This is a genomic window from Halolamina salina, from assembly GCF_042678005.1.
Classification (GTDB): domain Archaea; phylum Halobacteriota; class Halobacteria; order Halobacteriales; family Haloferacaceae; genus Halolamina; species Halolamina salina.
In genome coordinates this window covers 9808-16443 of the sequence record NZ_JBHUDH010000134.1, presented here as the reverse complement: position 1 = coordinate 16443, position 6636 = coordinate 9808, and the positions used below count along the sequence as shown (strand labels likewise).

At 69.7% G+C, this 6636-nt stretch carries 7 protein-coding genes; 3 read left to right on the top strand and 4 right to left on the bottom strand.

All coding sequences use genetic code 11. The features are described from left to right. Positions 1-153: 153 nt before the first annotated feature. The gene (gene citZ, locus ACFR9S_RS11660; protein WP_379732329.1) at positions 154-1305 is read right to left on the bottom strand and encodes a citrate synthase; all 1152 of its coding nucleotides are present in this window, start codon (positions 1303-1305) and stop codon (positions 154-156) included. 124 nt (positions 1306-1429) lie between these two features. On the opposite strand from citZ, the gene ACFR9S_RS11655 reads away from it, so the two are divergent. Further along, entirely contained in the window at positions 1430-2650 is a 1221-nt protein-coding gene (locus ACFR9S_RS11655; protein ID WP_379818728.1) for a potassium channel family protein, read from the top strand. On the opposite strand, the gene ACFR9S_RS11650 is transcribed toward ACFR9S_RS11655, so the two are convergent. From ACFR9S_RS11650 to ACFR9S_RS11640, 3 genes are read right to left on the bottom strand one after another with little or no spacing between them, the layout of a single operon-like run. Continuing rightward, positions 2651-2941, bottom strand: a complete 291-nt coding sequence (locus tag ACFR9S_RS11650) for a DUF7536 family protein (RefSeq protein WP_379818727.1) — start codon at positions 2939-2941, stop codon at positions 2651-2653. Positions 2942-2986: 45 nt separating this feature from the next. Continuing rightward, entirely contained in the window at positions 2987-3604 is a 618-nt protein-coding gene (locus tag ACFR9S_RS11645; RefSeq protein ID WP_379818742.1) for an endonuclease dU, read from the bottom strand. Then, positions 3600-3773 (bottom strand): DUF5786 family protein, encoded by a 174-nt coding sequence (locus ACFR9S_RS11640; RefSeq protein WP_053948942.1) that lies wholly within the window; start codon positions 3771-3773, stop codon positions 3600-3602. The genes ACFR9S_RS11645 and ACFR9S_RS11640 overlap by 5 nt, the downstream gene beginning before the upstream one ends. A gap of 110 nt (positions 3774-3883) precedes the next feature. On the opposite strand from ACFR9S_RS11640, the gene ACFR9S_RS11635 reads away from it, so the two are divergent. Further along, a complete protein-coding gene (locus ACFR9S_RS11635; protein WP_379731305.1) occupies positions 3884-4390 on the top strand; it encodes an LUD domain-containing protein in 507 nt (168 codons plus the stop codon). Next, a complete protein-coding gene (locus ACFR9S_RS11630) occupies positions 4387-6606 on the top strand; it encodes an LUD domain-containing protein (protein WP_379818725.1) in 2220 nt (739 codons plus the stop codon). Before ACFR9S_RS11635 ends, ACFR9S_RS11630 begins: the two co-directional genes overlap by 4 nt. Positions 6607-6636: the final 30 nt, after the last annotated feature.

The following is a 6636-nucleotide window of genomic DNA, read 5'->3' as shown; positions in this document are numbered from 1 at the left end:
CGAGTCGGCTGGGGAGGCCTGTGGGCTGTGCGGGGCGGTGCGGTCGCAAGGTGCCAACGATCGAGATGCTGTTCGCGGCTGCTGTCCCGACGTGGAAGATCACCGCTCAGACGCCCGTATCTCCCTCGAAAAACGGAGAACCGAACGAATCGACTACCGCTCCCCGAGCGGCACCCAGTCGGCCTCCTTCGCACCCGTGTACTTCGCCCGCGGCCGCATGATGCGGTTGTCCTCGAGCTGTTCGAGCACGTGGGCCACCCAGCCGCCGACGCGGCTCATCGCGAAGATCGGGGTGAACATGTCGACCGGGATCCCGAGCTGGTAGTACACCGTCCCGGAGTAGAAGTCGACGTTGGGCGCCAGCCCCTTCTCGGCGAAGTTCTGCTCCTCGACGAGGTACTCTTCGATCTCGTTCGCGTGGTCGTACCACTTGCGCTCGCCGGAGGCGTCGCCGAGGTCGCGGGACTTCTCCTCCAGAATTACCGCCCGCGGGTCCTTCACGTTGTACACGCGGTGGCCGAAGCCAGGGATCTTCCGGCCCTGTTCGAGCGCGTCTTTCACCCACTCGACCGAACCCTTCTCGGAGCTATCGACCTCGATCAGCGTCTCCATCACGTCCTGATTCGCGCCGCCGTGGAGCGGCCCCGACAGCGCGCCGACGCCGCCGGCGATCGCGGAGTACGTATCGGCGAGCGTGGACGCGATCACCATCGACGTGAACGTCGAGGCGTTCAGCCCGTGGTCGGCGTGGAGGATCAACGCCATGTCCAGCGTCTCCTCGGCCACCTCGTCCGGCTCCTCGCCGGTCAGCATGTAGAGGAAGTTCGCGGCGTGGCTCAGCCCCTCACGCGGGGAGAGCGGCTCCTCGCCGTCGCGCAGGCGCTGGTAGGCCGCGAGGATCGTCGGGATCTTGGCGGTGATCCGCCGGCCCTGCCGGAGCCGGGCGGCCCCATCCTCGGGATCGGCGTCGGGTTCGGGGTCGCTCGCGGAGAGCATCGACACCGCGGTCCGGAGTGCGGCCATCGGCGACTCGTCGACGGCAGCCAGATCGGCGAGCACGGAGAGCACCTCGTCGTCGACGGCGCGCTCCTCGGCCATCGTCGCCGTGAACTCCGAGAGCTGGTCGGCCGTCGGCAGCGAGCCGTGCCAGAGCAGGTAGAGCACCTCCTCGTAGCTGGCCTCGGCCGCCAGCGTCTCGATGTCGTGGCCACGGTAGATCAGTCGTCCCTCGTCCCCGTCGATGAAGCTGAGCTGGGACTCCGCGACGACGACGCCTTCCAGACCTTTCTGAACCTCGCCTGACATAGGCTACGGGTTCGGCCGGTCGACGAAAAAGCGTTGCCGTTCCGGCCGCCCTATCGTGGAATCGGTCCCTTGCGCCCGTTGCGGGCCGACAACCCTTATCCCCCGTCCCGCTGAACCGCCGGGTATGCCCGACGTCGAGTACGAGCCGGTCAGCGTGAAAGCGGTGCTGTCCGAGATGAAAGACACCGCCGAGCTCCTCATCGACCTCTCCTACTCCGCGGTGCTGTCGGGCAGCGACGAGCTGGCCGAGGAGGTGCTCGCCCTCGAAGAACGGATGGACGTGCTCCAGTTGCAGGCCCGGATGAGCGTCCTGATGGCCGCCCGCAGCCCCGAGGACGCCGAACAGCTGGCGCCCGTGCTGGGCGTCGTCGGCGCCGCCGAGAAGATCGCCGACGCCGCCGGCGACATCGCGAAGATCGTGCTCGAGGACATCGGCCTCCCCGAGGCGATGCGGGCGGCGATCCCCGAGGCGACCGAGGCGCTCGTCCGGACGACCGTCGCGGCCGACTCCGAGTACGTCGGACGGACGCTGGGCGAGATCAACATGGAGACCGAGCGCGGCGTCCGAGTGATCGCCGTCCGGCGGGCTAGCGAGACGGGCAAGCGGGCGTGGATCACCAACCCCGACAAGGAGACCGAGATCCGCGCCGGCGACGTGCTCCTGCTTCGCGGGCTCGACGAGGGACTTGCCGCCGTGTACGAGGCGGCGACCGGCGAGGCGTACGACCCGCCCGAGCACACGGCGTCACCGATCGAGGACCTCGAACGCGCGGTCGACTCGATCGTCACGATGAAGGACACCAGCGAGCTCGCGGTCGATCTGGCGTACGGCTCGGTGCTGTTCGACAGCGAGGCCGACGCCGAGGAAGTCGTCGAGCTCGAGGCCGAGGTCGACGCGCTCAAGTCCCGGCTGGAGGCGTGGACGCTCCGTGCGGCCGGCCGCGTCGACGACCCCATCGAACTCCGGGGGCTGGTCCACCTCGCGGCCGCGACGGAGGTGATCAGCGACGCCGCCCTGGAGATCAGCGAGGGGGTGCTCCGGGGGCTGGACGCCCACCCCGTCGTCGCCGCCGCCGTCGAGGAGAGCGACGAGGTGATCGTCCGCCTCACGGTCGCGGAGGATGCCGAGATCGCGGGCCACACGCTGGGCGACCTCGAACTCGGCACCGAGACGGGGGGCCGCGTGATCGCGGTTCGGCGACCCGGGGAGGAGACCGAGTGGGTGGTCTCGCCCGACGCCGACACCCGGCTCTCGGCGGGCGACGTGCTCGTCGCGAAAGGGACGCGGGCGGGCACCGAGCGCCTCTCGGCGATGGCCGGCGACCCGCGGGAGTTCGACGCGTAGCTACGCTTCCCTGCGAACGAGCCGGATCAACGAGAACAGGGTCAGAACCGTCGTCACCAGCAGCGCCGCCGCGGACGCGAGGACGAAGGAAAGCAGCAGGAACCAGCCCGTCTCCCCGAGGACGGGGAACTCGCGCGTGCCCGCGAACGGTCCCGCGACGCGGGTGAGGCGGAACACGTACGCCAGCACGGCCAGCGCGACCCCGGCGGCGGCGCCGACTGCGGCGTTCCGCCGGACCGACAGCGCATCGAGCAGCGGCGCGACCGACGGCTCGGGCGGCTCCTCGCTCATCGTTTTCGGTTGGTACCGGCGGGGCTTATCGGCGTCGCTCCCGGGTCAGGAGTCGAGCCGTTCGCCCAGTTCCCGTCCGGCCCGCGCCGCGGTCCGTGCCACGCGGAGCGGCTCGGGCCGGCCACCGTCCGGCGTAAACCCACGGACGAACTGGGCGGCCTCGCAGTTCGGTTCGAGCGGCGGCACTTCGTCGTCGTCCGAGTTCGTCGTCGCGGCCGGCGTGTCGACGCCGACCCCGCGAACGAACACCCGTTCGTCGTTGACCGACAGCGAGCGCCGCGGCGGCAGCGACTCGTAGGCGTCGAGCCGCCACGCCCGGGCCTCGCCGTCGAACTGCGCCCGGATCGCGGGGGCGAGCCCGGGGCTGGCTTCGAAGGAGACCGAGAGCGTGGGCAGCCCCGTCTCGGCGTGGATACGGGAGAGGTCGAGAACGTTGAACCACGCGGGGGCGACCCCTGCGAGCAGAAGGACCGATACGTCGGGTCTGTCGATGCGGTCGATCAGCGCGGCCGTCGCCGCGGTCGCGTCGTCGCCGCCGACGGTGCAGCGCTCGAAGCCGAGGCGGTCGACGACGCGGTCGGCCCGGACCACGGCGCCCGCGCAGGTCGAGGCGGTCTCGCCGTCGGAGAACGCGACGCCGAGTGCGCGTCGGCCCGGCTTAATCGTCCTTGATGTCCTGAAGCCGGTCCAGGAGTTCGTCGTTGGAGGCTCCGTTGTCGAACTCGACGGAACCCTCGTGGGATCCGCCGTCGGCGTCGACTGCGTCGTCGCCGTCGTTCATGTCGAGCTGCTGATTCTCCTGCTCGGATTCATCGTAGCTCCCGAAGCCCATTACATCTAAACTTTGTGGCTCGGTATGGATAAACGCTTGGACGTTCAGTGTTGGTACCATACCACATGAGTTGCCGAGGATTTATCGCTCGAACAGCCTACCGGCCGAACATGAGTACGCTCGCGGCGACGTTCGCCGACACCCTCGACGGCCTCGGCGTGGGATCGACGCGGACGACGGCGGCCGGGTTCCCCGACGCGCTGGCGGGGGCGATCGAGGGGCCGGCGGTCGGAACACCGCTCCAGTTCGACGGCGTCTCGCTCGACGGTGCCGAGGTGACCGTGCCGCCGACGCCCGACCAACTCCGGACGGCGACGACTGGCGTCACCCCTGTCTTCGGCGGCATCGCCGAGTACGGGTCGGTCGTCGTCGAGTCCCGACCGGCGGGCGACGAACTGGTCGCACTCTATCCGGAGCGCCACGTCGCGGTGCTGCGGGAGAGCGACCTCGTCGCGGGCGTTGACGACGCTACCGATACCCTCAGAGAACGGTTCGAGAGCGGCCGGGACAGCGCGGTCCTCGCGACCGGCGTCAGTGCGACTGCGGACATGGGCGCCACCGTCGAGGGGGTCCACGGGCCGCGGGAGGTGCACGTCATCGTGCTCTCGGACCGATGAGCGCCGACAACGAGAGCCGGGCCGAGCGCATCCGGCGACTGCTCGAAACCGAGGGGCCGACGGTCAAGCGGAACGCCCAGGGGTTCAACGAGGGGCGCTACGCCGCGATGGCCGACGTCGACGGCGAGCGCCTGCGAACTGAGGCCCGAGAGATCAAGGAGGACGCCATCGAGCGCCTGCCGGAACTGATCGAGACGGTCCGGGAGTCGGTCGAGGCAAACGGCGGCACGGTGTACCTCGCTGACGACGCCGCCGACGCGAACGAGCATATCGCTGCGGTCTGCGATGACGCCGACAGCCTCGTGAAGTCGAAGTCGATGACGACCGAGGAACTCGACGTCAACGAGCATCTCGAGGCGGCGGGGGTAGACGTAACCGAGACCGACCTCGGCGAGTTCGTCCTGCAGGTCGCCGACGAGGCGCCGTCACATCTGATCGCGCCGGGGTTCCACAAGTCGACCGACGAGATCGCGGCCCTGTTCGAGGCCCGATTCGACCCCGACGAACCGCTGGAAACGCCCGAGGAACTCACCGCGTTCGCCCGCGACCACCTCGGCGAGCGCATCCGCGAGGCCGACGTGGGGATGACCGGTGCGAACTTCGTGCTGGCCGAGAGCGGCACCATCACGCTGGTCACGAACGAGGGCAACGCGCGCAAGTGTGCGGTCACGCCCGACACGCACGTCGCCGTCGCGGGCGTGGAGAAACTGCTCCCCTCCGTCGACGAACTCGGCCCGATGATCGAACTGCTGGCCCGGAGTGCGACGGGGCAGGAGATCGCCCAGTACGTCTCGCTACTGACGCCGCCGACGGACTCGCCGACCGTCGACTTCGACTCGAACGAGCCGATCGGCGGCGGCGCCGAGGACCGCGAGTTCCACCTCGTTCTGATCGACAACGGTCGCTTCGAGATGCGCGAGGACGAGAACCTGCGGGAGACGCTCTACTGCGTCCGCTGTGGCGCCTGCAGCAACTCCTGTGCGAACTTCCAGCACGTCGGTGGCCACGCGTTCGGCGGCGACACCTACACCGGCGGCATCGCGACGGGGTGGGAGGCGGGCGTCGGCGGCGAGGAGACCGCCGAATCGTTCAACGATCTCTGTACCGGCTGCTCGCGCTGCGTGAACGCTTGTCCGGTGAAGATCGACGTGCCGTGGATCAACACCGTCGTCCGGGACCGCATCAACCGCGGCGCGGAGCCGGACGCGATCGACAGCCTCGTCGACGGCCTCGTCCCGGACTCCGAGCCGGCGGGGATGGACTGGGGGAAACGCGCGTTCGGCAACGTCGAGACGCTCGCGCGTCTGGGGAGCGCAACCGCGCCGGTCTCGAACTGGCTGGCCGACAGCGCCCCGGTCCGGTCGCTGCTGGAACGCGGCCTCGGCATCGACGCCCGACGGAATCTCCCCGAATTCCGACGGCAGACGCTCAGACAGTGGGACCAGCACCGTGATCCGGACGTCGCGACGCCCCGGGCGGACCGCGAGGTGGTCCTGTTCCCGGACGTGTTTACCAACCACGTCGACGTGGACCGGGGGAAAGCCGCCGTCCGCGTGCTGGAGGCGCTTGGCGTCCCGGTCTGGGTCGCCGGCGAAGCGGGCAGCGGCCGTGCGCCGTTCTCACAGGGGATGCTCGCCACCGCCCGCGAGCGGGCCGCGTCGGTCGCCGACGCGCTGGAACCGCATATCGAGGCCGGCCGAGACGTGGTCGTCGTCGAACCCTCCGACCTCGCGATGATGCGCGCGGAGTACGACAAACTGCTCCCCGCGGAGCGGGCCGAAACGCTCGCCGACGGGAGCTTCGAGGTACTCGAGTACGTCTACGGGCTGCTGGAGAACGGCGTCGATCCGGCCCCGCTCACCCGGGGAGGTGGCGAGCGGGTGACCTACCACGCCCACTGCCAGCAGCGCACGTTGGGCCTCGACGCTCATACCGAGGCCGTGCTGGGGAGGCTGGGGTACGACGTGGCGACGACCGACGCGGAGTGCTGTGGCGTGGCGGGCAGTTTCGGCTACAAGGCGGACTACTACGAACTCAGCGTCGCCGTCGACGAGTCGCTGGCCGAGGAGATCGAGGCGGCTGACGACACCGACGCCGACCGGCGTGTCGTCGCCAGTGGCACCTCCTGCGAGGAGCAATTGACGGATCTGCTCGACCGGCCGGCGACTCACCCTGTGGAACTGCTCGATCCGGCGCGGGAGCCGGCGGACGAGTAGATCGACGACTCGCCGCCGTCGGCCGTCCGT